The 17,770-nt window shown below is 47.9% G+C and carries 20 protein-coding genes and 1 other RNA gene; 17 read left to right on the top strand and 4 right to left on the bottom strand.

Annotation, left to right across the window (positions count from 1 at the left end):
• Positions 1 to 103: 103 nt before the first annotated feature.
• The 5 genes from QFI97_RS22215 to amtB all read left to right on the top strand — a co-directional run bounded on the left by QFI97_RS22215 (position 104) and on the right by amtB (position 6,052).
• Positions 104 to 562 carry an Lrp/AsnC family transcriptional regulator gene (locus tag QFI97_RS22215; RefSeq protein ID WP_041144328.1) on the top strand — a complete coding sequence of 153 codons (459 nt, stop codon included), beginning with the start codon at positions 104 to 106 and terminating at the stop codon, positions 560 to 562.
• A 42-nt stretch (positions 563 to 604) separates the two neighbouring features.
• Positions 605 to 2,377, top strand: coding sequence for a SmdA family multidrug ABC transporter permease/ATP-binding protein (locus QFI97_RS22210; RefSeq protein WP_095094423.1), 1,773 nt, complete (start codon positions 605 to 607; stop codon positions 2,375 to 2,377).
• Positions 2,370 to 4,148, top strand: a complete 1,779-nt coding sequence (locus QFI97_RS22205) for a SmdB family multidrug efflux ABC transporter permease/ATP-binding protein (RefSeq protein WP_095094425.1) — start codon at positions 2,370 to 2,372, stop codon at positions 4,146 to 4,148. Before QFI97_RS22210 ends, QFI97_RS22205 begins: the two co-directional genes overlap by 8 nt.
• A 242-nt stretch (positions 4,149 to 4,390) precedes the next feature.
• A complete protein-coding gene (glnK, locus tag QFI97_RS22200; protein ID WP_002891893.1) occupies positions 4,391 to 4,729 on the top strand; it encodes a P-II family nitrogen regulator in 339 nt (112 codons plus the stop codon).
• A gap of 33 nt (positions 4,730 to 4,762) precedes the next feature.
• On the top strand, positions 4,763 to 6,052 hold the full coding sequence (gene amtB, locus QFI97_RS22195) for an ammonium transporter AmtB (protein ID WP_189339808.1): 1,290 nt from the start codon (positions 4,763 to 4,765) through the stop codon (positions 6,050 to 6,052).
• A 65-nt stretch (positions 6,053 to 6,117) separates the two neighbouring features.
• Here amtB and tesB read toward each other — a convergent pair whose 3' ends face one another.
• Positions 6,118 to 6,981 (bottom strand): acyl-CoA thioesterase II, encoded by an 864-nt coding sequence (tesB, locus tag QFI97_RS22190; RefSeq protein ID WP_095094429.1) that lies wholly within the window; start codon positions 6,979 to 6,981, stop codon positions 6,118 to 6,120.
• Positions 6,982 to 7,200: 219 nt separating this feature from the next.
• Here tesB and QFI97_RS22185 point away from each other — a divergent pair, with 219 nt between their 5' ends.
• Positions 7,201 to 7,725 (top strand): YbaY family lipoprotein, encoded by a 525-nt coding sequence (locus tag QFI97_RS22185; protein WP_331834156.1) that lies wholly within the window; start codon positions 7,201 to 7,203, stop codon positions 7,723 to 7,725.
• 32 nt (positions 7,726 to 7,757) lie between these two features.
• On the opposite strand, the gene QFI97_RS22180 is transcribed toward QFI97_RS22185, so the two are convergent.
• Positions 7,758 to 8,069 (bottom strand): MGMT family protein, encoded by a 312-nt coding sequence (locus QFI97_RS22180; RefSeq protein ID WP_095094433.1) that lies wholly within the window; start codon positions 8,067 to 8,069, stop codon positions 7,758 to 7,760.
• 65 nt (positions 8,070 to 8,134) lie between these two features.
• Entirely contained in the window at positions 8,135 to 8,542 is a 408-nt protein-coding gene (locus tag QFI97_RS22175) for a dTDP-glucose pyrophosphorylase (protein ID WP_095094435.1), read from the bottom strand.
• Positions 8,543 to 8,610: 68 nt separating this feature from the next.
• On the opposite strand from QFI97_RS22175, the gene QFI97_RS22170 reads away from it, so the two are divergent.
• The 4 genes from QFI97_RS22170 (at position 8,611) to QFI97_RS22155 (ending at position 11,597) form a co-directional block, all read left to right on the top strand.
• Complete coding sequence (locus tag QFI97_RS22170; RefSeq protein WP_346431999.1) at positions 8,611 to 8,733, top strand: hypothetical protein; 123 nt, start codon at positions 8,611 to 8,613, stop codon at positions 8,731 to 8,733.
• Positions 8,734 to 8,825: 92 nt separating this feature from the next.
• Positions 8,826 to 8,922: signal recognition particle sRNA small type (ffs, locus tag QFI97_RS22165), an RNA gene on the top strand.
• A gap of 118 nt (positions 8,923 to 9,040) precedes the next feature.
• Positions 9,041 to 10,102 carry a tyrosine-type recombinase/integrase gene (locus QFI97_RS22160; protein WP_346431998.1) on the top strand — a complete coding sequence of 354 codons (1,062 nt, stop codon included), beginning with the start codon at positions 9,041 to 9,043 and terminating at the stop codon, positions 10,100 to 10,102.
• 1,027 nt (positions 10,103 to 11,129) lie between these two features.
• Positions 11,130 to 11,597, top strand: coding sequence for a hypothetical protein (locus tag QFI97_RS22155; protein WP_346431997.1), 468 nt, complete (start codon positions 11,130 to 11,132; stop codon positions 11,595 to 11,597).
• A 400-nt stretch (positions 11,598 to 11,997) separates the two neighbouring features.
• On the opposite strand, the gene QFI97_RS22150 is transcribed toward QFI97_RS22155, so the two are convergent.
• Complete coding sequence (locus QFI97_RS22150; RefSeq protein WP_346431996.1) at positions 11,998 to 12,681, bottom strand: RipA family octameric membrane protein; 684 nt, start codon at positions 12,679 to 12,681, stop codon at positions 11,998 to 12,000.
• 569 nt (positions 12,682 to 13,250) lie between these two features.
• Between QFI97_RS22150 and QFI97_RS22145 the strand changes: the two genes are divergently transcribed.
• The 7 genes from QFI97_RS22145 to QFI97_RS22115 all read left to right on the top strand — a co-directional run bounded on the left by QFI97_RS22145 (position 13,251) and on the right by QFI97_RS22115 (position 17,539).
• Entirely contained in the window at positions 13,251 to 13,808 is a 558-nt protein-coding gene (locus QFI97_RS22145; RefSeq protein WP_346431995.1) for a hypothetical protein, read from the top strand.
• A 36-nt stretch (positions 13,809 to 13,844) separates the two neighbouring features.
• Positions 13,845 to 14,204 (top strand): hypothetical protein, encoded by a 360-nt coding sequence (locus QFI97_RS22140; RefSeq protein WP_346431994.1) that lies wholly within the window; start codon positions 13,845 to 13,847, stop codon positions 14,202 to 14,204.
• Positions 14,205 to 14,337: 133 nt separating this feature from the next.
• The gene (locus tag QFI97_RS22135) at positions 14,338 to 14,841 is read left to right on the top strand and encodes a hypothetical protein (protein ID WP_346431993.1); all 504 of its coding nucleotides are present in this window, start codon (positions 14,338 to 14,340) and stop codon (positions 14,839 to 14,841) included.
• A gap of 101 nt (positions 14,842 to 14,942) precedes the next feature.
• Positions 14,943 to 15,338 (top strand): hypothetical protein, encoded by a 396-nt coding sequence (locus tag QFI97_RS22130; RefSeq protein ID WP_346431992.1) that lies wholly within the window; start codon positions 14,943 to 14,945, stop codon positions 15,336 to 15,338.
• 1 nt (position 15,339) lies between these two features.
• Positions 15,340 to 16,182, top strand: a complete 843-nt coding sequence (locus QFI97_RS22125; RefSeq protein WP_317358798.1) for a YecA family protein — start codon at positions 15,340 to 15,342, stop codon at positions 16,180 to 16,182.
• A gap of 291 nt (positions 16,183 to 16,473) precedes the next feature.
• Complete coding sequence (locus QFI97_RS22120; protein ID WP_189095069.1) at positions 16,474 to 17,094, top strand: recombinase family protein; 621 nt, start codon at positions 16,474 to 16,476, stop codon at positions 17,092 to 17,094.
• Positions 17,095 to 17,221: 127 nt separating this feature from the next.
• A complete protein-coding gene (locus tag QFI97_RS22115) occupies positions 17,222 to 17,539 on the top strand; it encodes a DUF2188 domain-containing protein (RefSeq protein WP_438943439.1) in 318 nt (105 codons plus the stop codon).
• Positions 17,540 to 17,770 lie beyond the last annotated feature (231 nt).

Genomic DNA, 17,770 nt, shown 5'->3' with positions numbered 1-17,770 from the left:
TTTGTCATTTTGTGCCCAGCTTAAAGGAAGTTGAAGGAAAAATTGTTGCTATTTAGCCTTTGAATTACAATGAAAGGAGTAAAATTTTCTCTATTGGTGACCTATGTTAGATAAAATTGACCGCAAGCTGCTTTCTTTGCTGCAGACAGACTGCACCCTTTCTTTGCAGGCGTTGGCTGATGCCGTTAATCTGACCACCACGCCCTGCTGGAAACGGCTGAAGCGGCTGGAAGATGAGGGTATCCTGCGCGAGCGGGTCGCGCTACTGGATGCAGAAAAACTCGGTCTTAGCCTGACGGCCTTTGTGCTGATAAAGACCCAGCACCACAGCAGCGACTGGTACTGCCGCTTCGTGAGCGAGGTGACGCAAATGGCGGAAGTTCTCGGCTTCTGGCGCATGGCGGGGGAGTATGATTACCTGCTGCGGGTCCAGGTCGCGGATATGAAACGCTACGATGATTTTTATAAACGACTGGTGAACAGCGTTCCGGGACTCTCTGATGTTACTTCGAGTTTCGCGATGGAACAGATAAAATACACCACGGCCTTACCGATTGATTAACGGCGTTTGCCGCGACGATTTATACACTCAGGATTTAACTGCTTGCGATTATTTGCTCAACTTAGCTGGTACTTTCGCCGGGAGTGGCGCCGTTATCTCGGCGCTATTGCTCTACTGGCCATTATCGCCGTTTTACAGCTGATTCCGCCTAAGGTGGTGGGGATTGTGGTTGATGGCGTCACCAAAGAACATTACACCGCTGAAAAGGTGTGGATGTGGGTTGGCGTGCTGGTACTGATCGCGATAATGGTTTACCTCCTGCGCTATGTCTGGCGCGTGCTGCTGTTTGGCGCCTCTTATCAGCTGGCCGTCGAGCTGCGGGAAGATTTTTATCGCCAGCTGAGCCGCCAGCATCCGGCCTTCTACCTGCGCCACCGCACCGGCGACCTGATCGCCCGCGCCACCAACGACGTTGACCGGGTGGTCTTCGCGGCGGGGGAGGGCGTGCTGACGCTGGTGGATTCACTGGTGATGGGCTGCGCGGTGCTGATCGTGATGTCGACGCAAATCAGCTGGCAGCTCACGCTGCTGGCGCTGCTGCCGATGCCGGTGATGGCGCTGGTGATTAAGCGCAACGGCGATGCCCTGCACGAGCGTTTCCGCGTGGCGCAGGCGGCGTTCTCAAGCCTCAACGACCGAACCCAGGAAAGCCTGACCAGTATCCGCATGATTAAAGCCTTTGGCCTGGAAGACCGGCAGTCGGCGCAGTTCGCGGCCGATGCGGAGGATACCGGTAAGAAAAATATGCGCGTGGCGCGCATCGATGCGCGCTTTGATCCGACGATCTATATCGCTATCGGGACCGCCAATCTGCTGGCGATCGGCGGCGGGAGCTGGATGGTGCTGCAGGGCAGCATGACCCTGGGTCAGCTCACCAGCTTTGTCATGTATCTGGGGCTGATGATTTGGCCCATGCTGGCGCTGGCGTGGATGTTTAATATCGTCGAGCGCGGCAGCGCGGCCTATAGCCGAATTCGCACGATGCTGGAAGAGGCGCCGGCGGTCAAAGACGGCAGCGAAACGGCGCCGGAAGGGCGCGGCATGCTTAACGTTGCCGTGCGCGAGTTTATCTATCCTCAGGCCAACAAACCCTCGCTGGAAAAGGTCAATTTTGTGCTGCAGCCGGGGCAAATGCTTGGTATCTGCGGGCCAACCGGCTCGGGGAAAAGCACTATTCTGGCGCTGATACAGCGCCACTTCGACGTCACCCAGGGGGATATTCGTTTTCATGATATTCCTTTAACCCGGCTACAGCTGGACAGCTGGCGCGGTCGGCTGGCGGTGGTCAATCAGACGCCGTTCCTGTTTTCCGACACCGTGGCAAACAACATCGCGCTCGGCAGGCCCGAGGCGACGGCTGAGCAAATTGAGCGGGTGGCGCGCCTCGCCAGCGTTCACGAGGATATTCTGCGTCTGCCCCAGGGCTATGAGACCGAGGTGGGCGAACGCGGCGTGATGCTGTCCGGTGGGCAGAAACAGCGCATCTCCATTGCTCGCGCGCTGCTGCTGGAGGCGGAGATCCTGATTCTCGACGATGCCCTGTCGGCGGTAGACGGCCGTACGGAGCACCAGATACTGTATAACCTGCGGCAGTGGGGAGAAGGCCGGACGGTGATCATCAGCGCCCATCGACTATCGGCATTGACGGAAGCCAGCGAAATTCTGGTCATGCAGCATGGTCATATTGCCCAGCGCGGCCGCCATGAGGTGCTGGCAGCGCAGCCGGGCTGGTATCGCGATATGTACCGCTATCAGCAGCTGGAGGCGGCGCTGGATGACGCCCCTCATGAACTTGAGGAGGCTGCCGATGCGTAGTTTTACCGAACTCTGGCCAACCTTAAAACGTCTGCTGGTCTACGGCTCGCCGTGGCGCAGGCCGCTGCTGATTGCGGTAGGAATGATGTGGGTTGCGGCGGCGGCTGAAGTTAGCGGCCCGCTGCTGATCAGCTATTTCATCGACAATATGGTGGCGAAGAATTCGCTGCCGCTGAAGCTGGTTAGCGGCCTCGCGGTGGCCTATATCGGCCTGCAGATCCTCGCGGCGACGCTGCACTACAACCAGTCGTTGCTGTTTAACCGCGCCGCCGTCGGCGTCGTTCAGCAGCTGCGTAGCGACGTGATGGACGCCGCGCTGCGCCAGCCGCTTAGTGAATTCGATACTCAGCCGGTCGGGCAGCTTATCTCCCGGGTGACTAACGACACCGAGGTGATCCGCGATCTCTACGTCACCGTGGTGGCGACGGTGCTGCGCAGCGCGGCGCTGATTGGCGCAATGCTGGTGGCGATGTTCAGCCTCGACTGGCGCATGGCGCTGGTGGCGCTGGCGATTTTCCCGGCGGTGCTGATCGTCATGATGATCTATCAGCGCTACAGCACGCCTATCGTCCGGCGGGTGCGCGCCTGGCTGGCGGACATCAACGACGGCTTTAATGAAGTCATTAACGGCATGGGCGTTATCCAGCAGTTCCGCCAGCAGGCGCGGTTCGGCGAGCGGATGCGCGAGGCCAGCTATGCCCACTATCTGGCGCGTATGCAAACGCTGCGTCTCGACGGCTTCCTGCTGCGCCCGCTGCTCAGCCTGTTCTCGACGCTGGTGCTGTGCGGGCTGCTGATGCTCTTTGGCTTCAGCGCCACGGGAACCATTGAGGTTGGGGTGCTGTATGCCTTTATCAGCTATCTCGGTCGGCTGAACGAGCCGCTGATTGAGCTGACGACTCAGCAGTCGATGCTGCAGCAGGCGGTGGTGGCCGGCGAGCGGGTCTTCGAGCTGATGGATCGGCCGCGCCAGGCGTGGGGGCAGGATGATGCGCCGCTGCGCAGCGGGACGGTATCGATCGAGGATCTCTCTTTCGCCTACCGCGGCGATCGGCTGGTGCTGCAGGATATCAACCTTGAAATTCCGTCCCGCAGCTTTGTGGCGCTGGTTGGCCACACCGGTAGCGGCAAAAGTACGCTCGCCAGCCTGATGATGGGCTACTACCCGCTGAGCAAAGGCGAGATCCGCATTGACGGTCGTCCGCTCTCTTCTTTAAGCCACAGCGCATTACGCCAGGGCGTCGCAATGGTGCAGCAGGATCCGGTCGTGCTGGCCGATACCTTCTACGCCAACGTCACTCTCGGTCGCGATATCAGCGAGGCGCAGGTCTGGGAAGCGCTGGAAGCCGTTCAGCTGGCCGAGCTGGCGCGCGGCATGAACGGCGGGCTCTATACCCTGCTGGGCGAGCAGGGCAACAACCTCTCGGTAGGTCAGAAGCAGCTTCTGGCGCTGGCCCGGGTGCTGGTTGATACTCCGCAGATACTGATCCTTGACGAGGCTACGGCGAATATCGACTCCGGCACCGAGCAGGCGATCCAGCAGGCGCTGGCAAAGGTCCGCCAGAACACCACGCTGATTGTGATTGCCCATCGCCTGTCGACGATAGTCGAAGCGGACACGATTCTGGTGCTCCATCGCGGCCAGGCCGTCGAGCGCGGCAACCATCAGCAGCTGCTGGCGGAAAAGGGACGCTACTGGCAGATGTATCAGCTGCAGCTGGCCGGCGAAGAGCTGGCGGCGAGCTCGCAGGAAGAGTCACTTATTGCCTGATGCACTATAAGCAGGCAGTGATTCTGCGGCGATATAGCATGGTGCAAAAATGCAACCTTTTGTGCACTGAAATGGTGCGTTTTTAGACGTCGCCGGGCGCTTTCCCCCTCGTTCCCGGGCCGTTTCTCTCTTTTCTTCATCAAAAGGGCCGCTTAGCGGTCCTTTTTCATTTCTGGCATAGCCTTTGCTTTATTCCCTGTGTGTTAGCTGCTGCCATTACGAATTCTGATCGGAGGGGACTTATGAAGCTGGTTACCGTGGTAATCAAACCGTTTAAACTGGAAGACGTTCGCGAAGCGTTATCTTCCATCGGCATTCAGGGCCTGACGGTCACTGAAGTGAAAGGGTTTGGCCGCCAGAAAGGCCATGCTGAGCTGTACCGTGGCGCCGAATATAGCGTTAACTTTTTGCCGAAGGTAAAAATTGACGTCGCGATCGCCGACGATCAGCTTGATGAGGTCATCGACGTCATCAGTAAAGCGGCATACACCGGGAAAATTGGCGATGGCAAAATTTTCGTCGCCGAGCTGCAGCGCGTTATTCGCATCCGCACCGGCGAAGCCGACGAAGCGGCACTGTAACGACCAGACCACACAGTGATGGGGATTGAGAAGATGAAAATAGCAACAACAATGAAAACAGGTCTGGGTGCGCTGGCGCTTCTCCCGGGATTAGCCATGGCCGCACCGGCGGTGGCAGATAAAGCCGACAACGCCTTTATGATGATCTGCACCGCGCTGGTGCTGTTTATGACTATTCCGGGCATCGCGCTGTTCTACGGCGGCCTGATTCGCGGCAAAAACGTGCTTTCGATGCTGACTCAGGTGATTGTCACCTTTGCGCTGGTGTGCGTTCTGTGGGTGCTCTACGGCTACTCGCTGGCGTTCGGCACCGGCGGCAGCTTCTTCGGCAGCTTCGACTGGATACTGTTGAAAAATATTGAGCTGAAAGCGCTGATGGGCTCCTTCTATCAGTACATTCACGTCGCCTTCCAGGGCTCCTTCGCCTGTATCACCGTCGGCCTTATCGTCGGCGCGCTGGCGGAGCGTATTCGCTTCTCCGCGGTGCTGATCTTTGTGGTGGTGTGGATGACGCTCTCCTATGTACCGATTGCCCATATGGTCTGGGGCGGCGGTCTGCTGGCGACGCACGGCGCGCTGGATTTTGCCGGCGGTACCGTTGTGCATATCAACGCCGCGGTTGCCGGGCTGGTGGGTGCCTACATGATGGGCAAACGCGTAGGCTTTGGCAAAGAGGCGTTCAAACCGCATAACCTGCCGATGGTCTTCACCGGCACCGCGATTCTGTATGTCGGCTGGTTTGGCTTCAACGCTGGCTCTGCCAGCGCGGCGAACGAAATTGCGGCCCTGGCGTTTGTGAATACCGTTGTGGCGACCGCCGCTGCGATTCTGGCCTGGACCTTCGGCGAATGGGTTACCCGCGGTAAGCCGTCCCTGCTGGGCGCATGCTCCGGGGCGATTGCCGGTCTGGTTGGTATTACGCCGGCATGTGGTTATATCGGCGTGGGCGGTTCACTGATTGTGGGTATTGCTGCCGGTCTGGCGGGTCTGTGGGGCGTAACGGTGCTGAAACGCTGGCTGCGCGTTGACGACCCGTGCGATGTGTTCGGCGTGCACGGCGTCTGCGGGATTGTGGGCTGTATCCTGACCGGTATCTTTGCCGCGACCTCTTTGGGCGGCGTCGGTTACGCAGAAGGCGTCACTATGGGGCATCAGCTGCTGGTACAGCTGGAAAGTATTGCCATCACCATCGTCTGGTCGGGCATCGTCGCCTACATTGGCTATAAAGTTGCCGATATGACCGTAGGTCTGCGCGTACCGGAAGAGCAGGAGCGCGAAGGCCTGGACGTCAACAGCCACGGCGAAAACGCCTACAATGCCTGAATCTTTGTGTTATCTCCAGTAGCAGCAAAGCCTCCCGCGGGAGGCTTTTTTTATGTCGTTACGTCCTACGCATTCCGGTTGCGCATTACGCCTTCCTGCACCGTCGACGCCACCAGGATGCCGTCCTGGGTGTAGAACTCGCCGCGCACAAATCCCCTGGCGCTGGAGGCTGAGGTGCTCTCAACGCTGTACAGCAGCCACTCATTAATGTTGAACGGGCGATGGAACCACATCGAGTGATCGATTGTGGCAACCTGCATGCCGGGCTCAAGGAAGCCCACGCCGTGCGGCTGCAGCGCGACCGGCAGGAAGTTAAAGTCCGAGGCGTAGCCCAGCAGATATTGATGGATGCGGATGTCTTCCGGGACGGCGCCGTTGGCGCGGATCCATACCTGGCGGGTCGGTTCTGCCGCATGGCCTTTTAGCGGGTTATGGAATTCAACCGGGCGGATCTCCAGCGGCTTATCGCAGAGGAACTTATCTTTGACCTGCGGCGGCAGCAGATGCGCCAGCTTACGGGCAATATCGGTCTCTGAAGGCAGAGAGTCCGGCGACGGGGCCACCGGCATCGTTTTTTGATGCTCGTAGCCCGGTTCCGGGGCCTGGAAAGAGGCGGTCATATAGAAAATCGGCTTGCCGTTTTGAATCGCGGCCACCCGGCGCGCGCTGAAGCTGTTGCCATCGCGCAGGACTTCGACGTCATAAATTATCGGCTTTTGGCTATCGCCAGGGCGCAGGAAGTAGCTATGGAACGAGTGGATCAGACGCTCGGCAGGCACGGTTTCTTTCGCCGCGTACAGCGCCTGGCCGACGACCTGGCCGCCAAAAACCTGACGTAGCCCCAGATCTTCGCTCTGCCCGCGGAACAGCCCTTCTTCAATTTTTTCCAGATTTAACAATGCCAGCAGATTGGTTAGTGCCTGACTCATATTTCCCCTCAATCGGTGATAACCGCTTCTCGCGGCGCGTATTGAGGCAAAGTATAACCTGGAATCGCAAGTGGTCCGATGGGTGTAATAATCTGAATAACGGTTCGTTTGCAGGAAGAGATCTGAGATCTGTGCCACACTTATGCACGATACAAATGTTCATGCCATCCAGTCGGTAGGACATGCTCATGTGTATATAGGGATGAGAAGGAGAACAACATGAAATTTGCCTATATGTTAAGTGCTTTAGCCGTTGCCTCCGCATTGACCGCCTGTGCCAATAATCACAGCAACAGTGCGAACAATAACGCGGCTGCCGCCGATCCTTACGGCATCGCGTCTCTGACGTCCTCGCAGCAACAGCCTAACGTTTCCGGGACTATCTCTATCCGGCAGAAAGTTGCCTTACCGCCGGATGCGGTACTGACCGTGACCTTGTCTGATGCTTCACTGGCCGACGCGCCGTCCCGCGTGCTGGCGCAGAAAGCCGTACGTACCGAAGGTAAGCAGCCGCCGTATAACTTTGTTCTGCCGTACAGCCAGGCGGACATTAAGCCTAACGCGCGCATCCTGCTAAGCTCGGCAATTACGGTAAATGGTCAGCTGATGTTTATCACCGATACCGTCCAGACGGTGATCAACGGCGGCGGGAATCGTGCCGATCTGCTGCTGGTACCGGTACAGCAAACGGCGGTGCCTGTCGCCAACGATGGCGCAGCGGATACCCCGGCCGTCGCGCAATAAGACCTCATATGCCCCTGTTCAGGGGCATTTTTTTAATAAATCCATCGATAGTGCTGCAGGTCTATATGCCCGCTGCCGGAGACCTGTACCCCCTCTGCCAGCAGCGCCTGGCGCTGACGCTGCAGGTCCGGCCCGGTCAGGGAAATATCGCCGTGCCGATTCACCACCCGATGCCACGGCAGAGCTGAGCCCTCCGGCAGACGCTTGAGCACGCCGCCGACCTGGCGGGCCGCGCGCGGCGAGCCTGCCAGCAGCGCGACGTCGCCGTAGGTGGCGACGTAGCCTTCCGGTATCGAAGCGATAATCTGCCATACCCGCTGAGGAAATGTGTCTTGAGGTTCCATGAGGCGTCCTGTTACCGGGAAAGGTTCAGGATAAGCGCTGGATAACAGGCTGTACAGCCCGCCGCTTAGGCGGGGTGCGCGAGGGTAAACTCCAGCGCCAGGCCAAGCGTCTGCATCCCGTGTATGTTGTCATGCGGGGTGATAGCCATCAGGCTTTCGAGAAATTTCAGCCGACGGGACCGGGCGTTGATAATCAGCTTTGCGCGCAGGGCGGGGAGCTTCTGCGAGGTGATGGGATAAACTATGCGCCCACAAACCGCGATGGGCAGTTTGCGTAACTCGACGCTCTGCAGCACGCCTACGGTGGAGTAGAGCACCGCCACCGGCGTTACTGCCAGCATCGTGCCGCTGCTGATGGTGACAAAATCCAGCACCAGCTCCGGGCGCAGGTAGTGCAAACCCTTGAAGGATACGGTCACGCCGTCAATCGCCGGCATCGCCAGAGTTGACGTCAAACGCGGTGATTCACTCATGGATTCCTCATACAGATAAGATGTTGATTAAAAAGAGGGCTTCGGTATCTGATAAAGTATGGATGAGCATGAAGCATCCTGCCGCGACGGCGCTCGCAATCCCTCGTATTGTCCCGGAAGGATTGTTTCGAAAATTAACAACCCGCGCGGCGGCGGCTTTTAGCCAGCTTATTGGTGGCTTTGCGCAATAAACCAGCATCCGAGCGACGTCAGCTTGCAATTCAGCGCCGCAGTGGGGATAATGCGCCGGCGCGTTGGTTAACAACGCTCTCAATGGGGGCTCTGTTGGTTCTCCCGCAACGCTACTCTGTTTACCAGGTCAGATCCGGAAGGAAGCAGCCAGAGCAGACGACGTGTGTGCCGGGATGTAGCTGGCAGGGCCCCCACCCATTTCAGGGTAAGTACTTGATAGCTATACGCTAAAGTACTGAAATCTCTCCCCCATAGCCTTAGTGGTACAAAAACTGTGTATCACCAGTAGGCTGCACGATGTCCCTTATGCTCTCCCGTCATGGGATCTGGTACTACCGGAAAGTTAACGTCTTACCTTGTGGTAAACGCCGCGAGTTTCGTCGTTCGTTAGGTACGCGTTCAAAGACTGAAGCGACAAAGCGATCTTTACGCTTTGCAGATCGTCCTTGGCTAAGTACTGAAACCGCCACGACTACAATCGATTTGATTCAATCCCCTCATTCAGACTTGTCGCTCAGCGAGCTAAAACTACATGCTGAGCAGTACGTTGAGTTTAAAAGCCGTGAAGTTTGTGAAAGGGAATTTTCTTCTATCAAACGCTGTATTGATAAGTACTTTAGCTTCACTGATCAGGTGTTTAAGCGTAGCAGGGCTGCTGAATTCATTAGCGGGCTCGATGTCGCGATTCCTACAAAGAACAAATATGTTAAGAAAATCAGTGGTTTTTTCCGATGGCTGAAACACCGTACTGACTATGATTTTCAAAATCCCTTTGAGGGATTGCTCCAAAAGGATCGCGAGCCAGTTTCCCAAAAGCGAGAGGCATATACCTCTGCTCAGATCAAATGTCTGGAGAATGGGATCAGTGCTTTACCTGACTGGAAGAGATGGATTATTTTGCTTGGTCGATTTACGGGGATGAGGGCTAATGAAATTTGTCAGCTATATCATGGTGATATATTAAAGGATGAGGGAAGGTGGTGCATCAGGATTGATGATCGTCATGATGGACAGGTGGTCAAAACGGAGAACAGTAAACGTACAATACCAATTCATAACAAATTGATAGATATAGGATTTTTGGACTATGTACAGAACCAGAAGGGTAGACTGTTCCCGCAGTTAACTTTCTATAAAGGGTCATACAGCCACTATTTCACCCGCTGGTTTAGCTGTTATCGCAAAAAATTAGGGGTTCCAGAGTTTCATTCACTGCGACATTACATTGCCACTAAGTTAAAAAATGCTGGTGTAGTGGAGCATTATGCTGCTGCATTCTTAGGACATGCAGATAATTCAATCACATACCGAAGATATGGTAAGTCAGTCGCTGTGTCTCAATTATGTGATTTATTAGAACATATTTGATTCGTACTTCGTACTAAGCAGTCTCTTCGCTGAGAGCCTGCTTAGTGACGGGAGAGCATAAGGGACATCGTGCAGCCTACTGGTGATACACAGTTTTTGTACCACTAAGGCTATGGGGGAGAGATTTCAGTACTTTAGCGTATAGCTATCAAGTACTTACCCTGAAATGGGTGGGGGCCCTGCCATCAGCCATTAGTACTAAATTGTGTTGGTTAATCAATTTGTTATAGTGGTAGTACTACAACAGTACTGTACCACTCTCGATAGTACCGTTCAGCACAAAATCTTGCAAGGTAACGTGTTTCAATAGATTTGTTATTATGTTTATTGATTTTTCTTTTTTATATCCTGCCTGACCGCAAGGTCGCATAAATTTATGCACCACTTAGAAAGTACATGAATACTTCTAAAACAATTTACGAATGTATCAGTAAGAAAGTACAAAGATACTCGCTAAATCATCTAATAATGTACCAGTTAAAAAGTACAAAGATAGTGCCTAAATGATATATGATTTTTTGACTTGAATAGTAATGATATTGTCAAGAAAAAGTTGCAACTATTCCTTGATTGGGGCAATTTTGCCCGTTAACATATAGCCAATCGAACATAAACAGCAGCCGTAGGAGGTTAACCATGAGATGAGTTTTAATTTAGAGGAGTGACAAAATGTCAAAGAAAAACGGTAAAATAAAAACAAAAAATAAAATCAGGACTAATAGGAAGTCATTGAACAAATCAGTTCGAAAGAAAGAAAAGGTTAATTTCATTCAACTAACATTCTCTCAGTACGAGAATATCACTACTAAGTGATATGACAAGTGCTAGGATTTGTAATTTACTTAAAGTTAATTGCGATCAAGATTTCATTAGCAATTTACGCAAAAATAAAGTGCCAGAGTATAGTGAATGGTTCAAGAAGGTACGTGGAGTATAACCCCACCCATTTTCTTCTGAAATAAAAAGCCTGAGTATTAGGAATACATCAGGCCAATATTAATTAACATCTTCCATAGGGGTATTTATCATGGCAAAAAAAGAAAGGATTTATGACAATAAAAAGTTAGAAGAAGCACTAAAACGTGTTACTTACAGTGGCCTAACATCAGAAGCAACTTTAATAATTAACCAGACGATTCAAGAGTGTAAATCATTGGGAAAGTACAAGTTACCTGTTAAAGATGTCTTCTACATCGTCAAACACGCTACAGAGCTTTCAAAAGTACAGGTTAAGTATTATCTTACCTTAACCCGTTCAGATCAGATGAAGAAATTTGCAGCAAGTGAATCATCTATCGAGAAGTACAAATTAGCCTGTACCGCAGTTGCTAAAGCATTGGATAAGTTTGTAGAAGAAGGTGGTACGCTATGTGGACTAAAGAAAGCATTGTCTGGTAAGCCATTAACCGACGAACAGAAGAACGCAGTACAGGAACTATTGAACAGTAATGCCTCAGCGAAAGATCTGATTGCATATCTACGAACCATTGTTTAATTGTACCTATAACCGTAACTTAAAACTAATAAATACGGTTACCATGATTATTAGTGAATTGTTATTCAAATAAAAATCAGTGAAATCAGTAGGTTATTCGTGTTTTATACAGTGGGGTGAATAACCGTAACTCAATATAATATTGCCTTTCACCTGATATTTTGAATGTATTAGCCTTACTGATATTCAGTATCTAAAGAGCCTAACTTCGCTTTGCTCGTTAGTCTCTATAAAAACCAAATATCAGATCGTAACTTTGCGTTTTTCTCGCAGTACTCGAAATCACGCCAAAGCCGTTACTTGCTTTCGCTCAAACAGATAACAGTACTGACAAATGAAGTACTCAAAGTGTTTTTAGGTCGGATTATCAATTTACAAGGGGCATCAAATGCCCCCATGTTTATGATTTTATGTAATTAGGATTTCTGAATCTAAAGAATCGTGGTGATTCTTTATCATTGTTCGATATGTCTGCAACAGTTTTATCGCAGTAATATAAGGCCGTTCCAGTGCTATATATGATAAGGATAATGTAAGAGATATTTAATACCATGCTTTGATTCCATATCTGGTGCATGGAAAGTATAAAGCAAGCGTACCATATAGCTATAATTAGCTTGCTTAGAAATATATTAATCTTAGTGACTGATGGGCGTTTGGTTCTATGGTTTTCGAAGAAGAAAAGTTTATAAAGGTTTCCTGTGACATAATATTCAATTTTATCAATTATAAACTCCCAGTTTTCTTGCCAATACTTACTACCGATATTCACATAACAAAAACATAAAGCAAAAACAGAACCAATGATCGCAAGTGCAGGGGCTAAGAAAGTATAGTTGTTATGGGTGAACAAATAACCAAATGCAGCTGTTATTACAGTGAAGAATGCGAAGAAGTATGTAGCACGCTTCCAATAGAGATCTATTTCAAACTTTCTTATGTCGTGGGCTTTATCAAGTGCAAGGGTGATTTTTTTATGATCAATTGAATCTTGGATAATTGGACCTTCACAATCAATAAATTCTGCGAAAAAGTCCTTATCTTCTGGTCTTATTTCAATAACTTCTTTATTATTCTCGTCCATAATCAAATCGCTTTAGGATAAAACGGAAGTATACAAAGAATTTATTCGTTCTGTATACTACGAGAAAGTACTCCCCCTTGCTAATGGGTAGGTTTGTTGGGTGTGAGGGCTAATACTCAAAACGGCAGTTCTTCTTGTCCACAAAACCAACCATCTTCATGAAGCCTGGCAATTCATCTTCCCTCGCCAGATAAGCTAACCCTTCCAGTACTGACCAGAGCGAAGCGACTTCGATCCGATTTATCCCCCTCCATGATGGTGTTCCCGACAAAACGCACAAGAATCCCTCCTGAAAGCGATTTTAGCCAAAGGCTGAAATCCCAAGCCATATGCGATAAAGAGACCTTAGCGGTTTTCTGAGGGCGTTTAAACGGCAGACCCAAACCATACTTCTGGTGTTTCCGAAGTACTGACCAACGTCTGATCGTTTTTACCTATTGATTTTCCTTCAATTAATATATTTTGATAGATTTAATCGATCGAAAAGAAAATATTGATCGTTTTTATCGATCGGTGTTTTGCGAAGTGATACTCTGATTGCCTTTGATACACAACCTTTGAGGGATTTTATGGCCGGGCTTGTCGTTTTCATCATTTGTATGATCCTTGCAGTACTTACTTTCAGGAAAGTTTCAAACCATTCCAGAAATAAAGATCGGGGAAAGTTCCGTACTTTAATTACGTCGTTAGGCATGAGTTTTATTGTCTTTGTCGTTTCGATAGGCATCGGTTCTGGGGTTGTTTCACAAGATAAAAGTACTGATGCAAAGGCTTCAACGGCTGGCAGTACTGAAAAGAAAAAATCCGATGTTTATAAATGCGATAAGTTTGATGCGATAACTCAAACTCGACAAGGAACAAAACATGATTCTGGATTCTATTCAGATAAAAATATTCTAATAGAATATACAATTTCTGATGATAAGTTGATCATGCGAATGCCAATTCCAAATGATAAAGATAGTATCTATATAGGTACATTCAACAAGGTTGCTGCTGATGGTTCAAGGAAGTACGGAAACTCATCAGCCAACTATTTCGTGTCTGAATTGAATGATAGTACGATAAAAGTAATAACCGTAAATTTTGATGTTCAAATGACATTGACACAAATTTGCTCAAAATAAATTATATTGCTAGGGACTTACTAAGGATAGTAGTAAATGAAGAAACTCATATATGCAGTACTGCTGACCATTATTCCATTAACTACAATTGCGGCTACCATTCCTGATGGTAAAACTGAAAAGCCGTTCGTGATTAATGGCGAAGTTATTTGTTTGAAAGAGATTAAGAAACAGATCACCCCTTATCTTAAATCTTTCGAAGAAGAAAGCGGCGTTAAGTACAAGTACGTTGTAAAATCAGGTCTCTCGTACAAGGATACGGTTGGTCTACGGCTGCAAATCAATCGCGTAGATTCGGGGCTGGATGTGCGTGTTGCCGTTCTTGATTACTACTGGCTTCAGGAACGCGGTAGTGTGTGCCAGCCTGCATATATGATACTTGATCGTTCTCAATGAATTCGGTGTTCAACAAGGCCGCGAAAGCGGCCTTAGTTTTGCTCATGATATTTCTATAATGTAAGTGCTTGACATAGTACTATCTTTCTATAAGTATCATGTTACATAAATCAATATAGGAAGAAAATTGCACATGGCAAGTACTAGCAATCAGAATGATAATGGTATTGTTCACGATCTTGATGTCAATGGATACAAGAATTTAATTTCGCGTGCCAGTGGTAAAAATTTCAAACTATCAGATAGTAAATCGGATATTGACAAGTTGTTCAAAGATGACGCTGATCGCTTCATTGAACAGCTACGTCGCCTCTCTCAGAATCTCGTTATGGTAGCTGACGAGTACAAGAAAGAAATTGATAAATCTAAAGTCGCTGATCTAGCTGCATTAATCAATAGTTTAAATGAAGATGCAAGAAATAGCTTAATTGAATCTTTGGGCATTTCGACAATCAAAGGTAGTAAAGCAAAAACTAAGTCTAATGTTACAACGAAAAGAGAACGTGTTGATATTACTGTCAATGGTAAGCAGTACAAGATACCTGTTACTGGGAACATGAATAAAGAACTGAAAGCTCTAGTGTCGGCATCTGGTTTAGAACGTAGTACTTTCATTGAAAATTACCGCACCGTTTAGTAGGTCAAGATTTAATGTAAAATACTCAGGAGAGTATCGCTATAGTAGTATCGATATAACTAATAGCGGTAATTTTTAATTTCAATAAAGATGATAAATTCATGAAGATAGAGATCCTAGGCAGCGAATACTACGATGGGGCAATTCCAACAGATTCAGGGAATTTTAGAAAATGGGTGAAGATTAATCACCCCGAGATTGACATCCAGATTCCTTTAGATTCTAAAAAGTATGCATTGCATGATTACTCTTTAATACTTCCTTTCGTGAATCTAGCTATTGAAGGAACATTGGAAAACTATTTAAAGCTTGTTTTAGAGTATGTGCAATACTGTTTTAGAGGAAATCTTGATGGTGAAAAAAACGAAATTACTTTTAATGTTAAATATAAAAATGAAAAAGATGGGGTTGAGAAAGAGTTTTACTTCAAAGGTAATGCTGATGATCTAAAAGATACAGTTAAAAAGTTCAATATTAATAAATTCATGGATCAGTAATATGCATGAGCTAAAATTAAATTCCTTACAATTACCATTTAATCCTGGCAAATACATAGAGTCTATTCTTAATGAATTAAGTCTTCGTAACTATCATGAAGTTAAAGTTCTTGCAGAAGATGCAATTTCACAGATAAAGTCATCAAAAGATAATGCAACTAAAGAACAGGATAAAAATGAAGGTTATATATGGGGAGTATTTTTTACTTTTTTTGAAAAATTATCTTCTTTCTGGCAAGGTGTAGAAAGTAAAAAGTATTATAATTCATGGGTTTCTTTACAAGATGCGTTAGACTGCCTTAGAAGTGTTAAAAAATTCTATTTATTTCATAGTGTTACTATCTCTTTTTTTGAAAAGCAACTGTTGTCATTAGAGAAGTTATATCCTTATAGCATATTCTCAAGTATTGGTTTTATAGAGTCCAACCATGAATGTAGTATATGTCATAATGATATGGATAGTGATGATTGTGAGCATTTGAGAGGTGATTTATACTTTGGAGAAATAGCTTATGCTATAGTGAAAAAAATAGAAAGGCTTGATCATATTGCATTAGTATATTCTCCATTGGATAAAAGACTTGTAGTTGGTATTAATGATGAGCATCCATCGTTTAAAGTTTTTATTGATTTAATTTCTTTGTTTGACGCTAGGAAAATGAATCCAATTAATTTTACCGAAGCTGTTACTTTAGATTTTATGAAGAGGAATCCTGATTGGGTAAAGGTAGCTAGGAATGAAAAATGTTTTTGTGGTAGTGGAATAAAATATAAGAAGTGTTGTATAAAAAATGAATATGTGAAGCATCGACATATAGAGTTCAAACCATTTAAACTAATTTAAAAAGTATTTAACCTATGGAATAGGCATGCACGCTTGAATTGCCATAGCTTTAGTAGCCATTTTCTAAGTTGGTTGTCTTGGTTGATTTTTTACTGACCGTGCACCCCGATCCCTAGACTTTCAAGTAATCAATTACTAATGAAGGTTTTCCATCGTAAAATTGGTGTGAGTTAAGTATACCTCAAGCAGACCTGCACAGATCTTCATTCAAAGTGGTTCATTAAATGAATTTTACAACCTAAAACAGACTGTATATAATGAACCATATAAAACAGACTGAGGGTGAGTATCATGCGTGTATGGGCATATCTAAGAGCATCGACGAAAGAGCAAGATGCAGATAGGGCTTTGAAAGAGTTAGAGGCATTTGCTCATTCGCATGATCTGAAAATATCAAAGTACTTTAAAGAAAATGAATCAGGTGCAAGCCTACAGCGGCCTCAATTATTTTTACTCTTAGATATCGCGGAACGTGGCGATATTCTGCTCTGTGAGCAAATAGATCGTATAAGCCGACTTACCGCAGAGGACTGGAAAACCTTACGAGGACTCATCGAATCTAAAGGGATCAGGGTTGTATCGTTGGATTTGCCTACGAGCCATCAGCTTTTGCATGTTCAGGATGAGTTCACCGCTCGTATGTTTGAAGCAATGAATTCTATGATGCTCGATATGCTGGCGGCAATCAGTCGCAAGGACTATGAAGATCGCCGCAGACGACAAAAGCAAGGTATTGAAAAGGCCAAGAGAGAGAAAAAGTATCGTGGTCGTCCAGTCGATGAGAGCCTGCATCATAAAGTACAAGAACTACTGTCTGACGGTAAAAGTTGGAGCAAAATTCAGACTTTGATCGGTTGTTCAAGGGCTACTATCGCAAAGGTGGCTAAAAATTCATCTCTTTCAGAAGAGTAGCGGGTAATAAAGGGCAGAGTAGGCCAGAATTGCTAGGTTGTTAACGAATATAGCGGTATAGGGTTAAGGAAGGGTACTTACAGTTGTGTAGTGGACGAATCCTTTTGATATCTATCCACGTTTTGTGATGAAAATCAATCTTAACACAATATGTAGTATTGAGTGGTTGGTTTTAACGCTATATGCTGATGTTTCCATGGAAATAGAGGGTTCGATAATGGGTAAAGATCAGCATGTTGTTCCTCATGATGGAGGTTGGGCCGTTAAGGGGGCTGGAAACAGTAAAGCGACCTCCGTTCACCCAACAAAGCAATCTGCGGTAGACGCTGCAAGAGGGATTGCTATAAACCAAAAAAGTGAGCTTGTGATCCATAACAAGGATGGCAGGATCGCAAAAAAAGATTCGCATGGTAACGATCCTTGTCCACCAAAGGATAAGAAGTAACTGAATAAGGGGCTTGTCGCCCCTTTTTTATGCACATCGGGTAAGCACTTCCGACACTATAAATTTCGAAAAGAACATGTCATGTCCCCAACCCTGACGGCACGTTACCTTGCAAGATTTTGTGCTGAACGGTACTATCGAGAGTGGTACAGTACTGTTGTAGTACTACCACTATAACAAATTGATTAACCAACACAATTTAGTACTAATGGCTGATGGCAGGGCCCCCAC

Source organism: Klebsiella scottii (assembly GCF_036561945.1).
Lineage (GTDB): Bacteria > Pseudomonadota > Gammaproteobacteria > Enterobacterales > Enterobacteriaceae > Klebsiella > Klebsiella scottii.
Note: the sequence above shows the minus strand (reverse complement) of the source record. Positions and strands in the feature narration are given on the sequence as shown.

What these genes read in the sequence shown, in the direction of transcription:
- QFI97_RS22215 (WP_041144328.1), top strand. Translation starts at nt 104, where the DNA reads ATGTTAGATAAAATTGACCGCAAGCTGCTTTCTTTGCTGCAGACAGAC.
- QFI97_RS22205 (WP_095094425.1), top strand. Translation starts at nt 2,370, where the DNA reads ATGCGTAGTTTTACCGAACTCTGGCCAACCTTAAAACGTCTGCTGGTC.
- glnK (WP_002891893.1), top strand. Translation starts at nt 4,391, where the DNA reads ATGAAGCTGGTTACCGTGGTAATCAAACCGTTTAAACTGGAAGACGTT.
- amtB (WP_189339808.1), top strand. Translation starts at nt 4,763, where the DNA reads ATGAAAATAGCAACAACAATGAAAACAGGTCTGGGTGCGCTGGCGCTT.
- tesB (WP_095094429.1), bottom strand. Translation starts at nt 6,981, where the DNA reads ATGAGTCAGGCACTAACCAATCTGCTGGCATTGTTAAATCTGGAAAAA.
- QFI97_RS22185 (WP_331834156.1), top strand. Translation starts at nt 7,201, where the DNA reads ATGAAATTTGCCTATATGTTAAGTGCTTTAGCCGTTGCCTCCGCATTG.
- QFI97_RS22180 (WP_095094433.1), bottom strand. Translation starts at nt 8,069, where the DNA reads ATGGAACCTCAAGACACATTTCCTCAGCGGGTATGGCAGATTATCGCT.
- QFI97_RS22175 (WP_095094435.1), bottom strand. Translation starts at nt 8,542, where the DNA reads ATGAGTGAATCACCGCGTTTGACGTCAACTCTGGCGATGCCGGCGATT.
- QFI97_RS22170 (WP_346431999.1), top strand. Translation starts at nt 8,611, where the DNA reads ATGAAGCATCCTGCCGCGACGGCGCTCGCAATCCCTCGTATTGTCCCG.
- QFI97_RS22160 (WP_346431998.1), top strand. Translation starts at nt 9,041, where the DNA reads ATGCTCTCCCGTCATGGGATCTGGTACTACCGGAAAGTTAACGTCTTA.
- QFI97_RS22155 (WP_346431997.1), top strand. Translation starts at nt 11,130, where the DNA reads ATGGCAAAAAAAGAAAGGATTTATGACAATAAAAAGTTAGAAGAAGCA.
- QFI97_RS22150 (WP_346431996.1), bottom strand. Translation starts at nt 12,681, where the DNA reads ATGGACGAGAATAATAAAGAAGTTATTGAAATAAGACCAGAAGATAAG.
- QFI97_RS22145 (WP_346431995.1), top strand. Translation starts at nt 13,251, where the DNA reads ATGGCCGGGCTTGTCGTTTTCATCATTTGTATGATCCTTGCAGTACTT.
- QFI97_RS22140 (WP_346431994.1), top strand. Translation starts at nt 13,845, where the DNA reads ATGAAGAAACTCATATATGCAGTACTGCTGACCATTATTCCATTAACT.
- QFI97_RS22135 (WP_346431993.1), top strand. Translation starts at nt 14,338, where the DNA reads ATGGCAAGTACTAGCAATCAGAATGATAATGGTATTGTTCACGATCTT.
- QFI97_RS22130 (WP_346431992.1), top strand. Translation starts at nt 14,943, where the DNA reads ATGAAGATAGAGATCCTAGGCAGCGAATACTACGATGGGGCAATTCCA.
- QFI97_RS22125 (WP_317358798.1), top strand. Translation starts at nt 15,340, where the DNA reads ATGCATGAGCTAAAATTAAATTCCTTACAATTACCATTTAATCCTGGC.
- QFI97_RS22120 (WP_189095069.1), top strand. Translation starts at nt 16,474, where the DNA reads ATGCGTGTATGGGCATATCTAAGAGCATCGACGAAAGAGCAAGATGCA.
- QFI97_RS22115 (WP_438943439.1), top strand. Translation starts at nt 17,222, where the DNA reads ATGAAAATCAATCTTAACACAATATGTAGTATTGAGTGGTTGGTTTTA.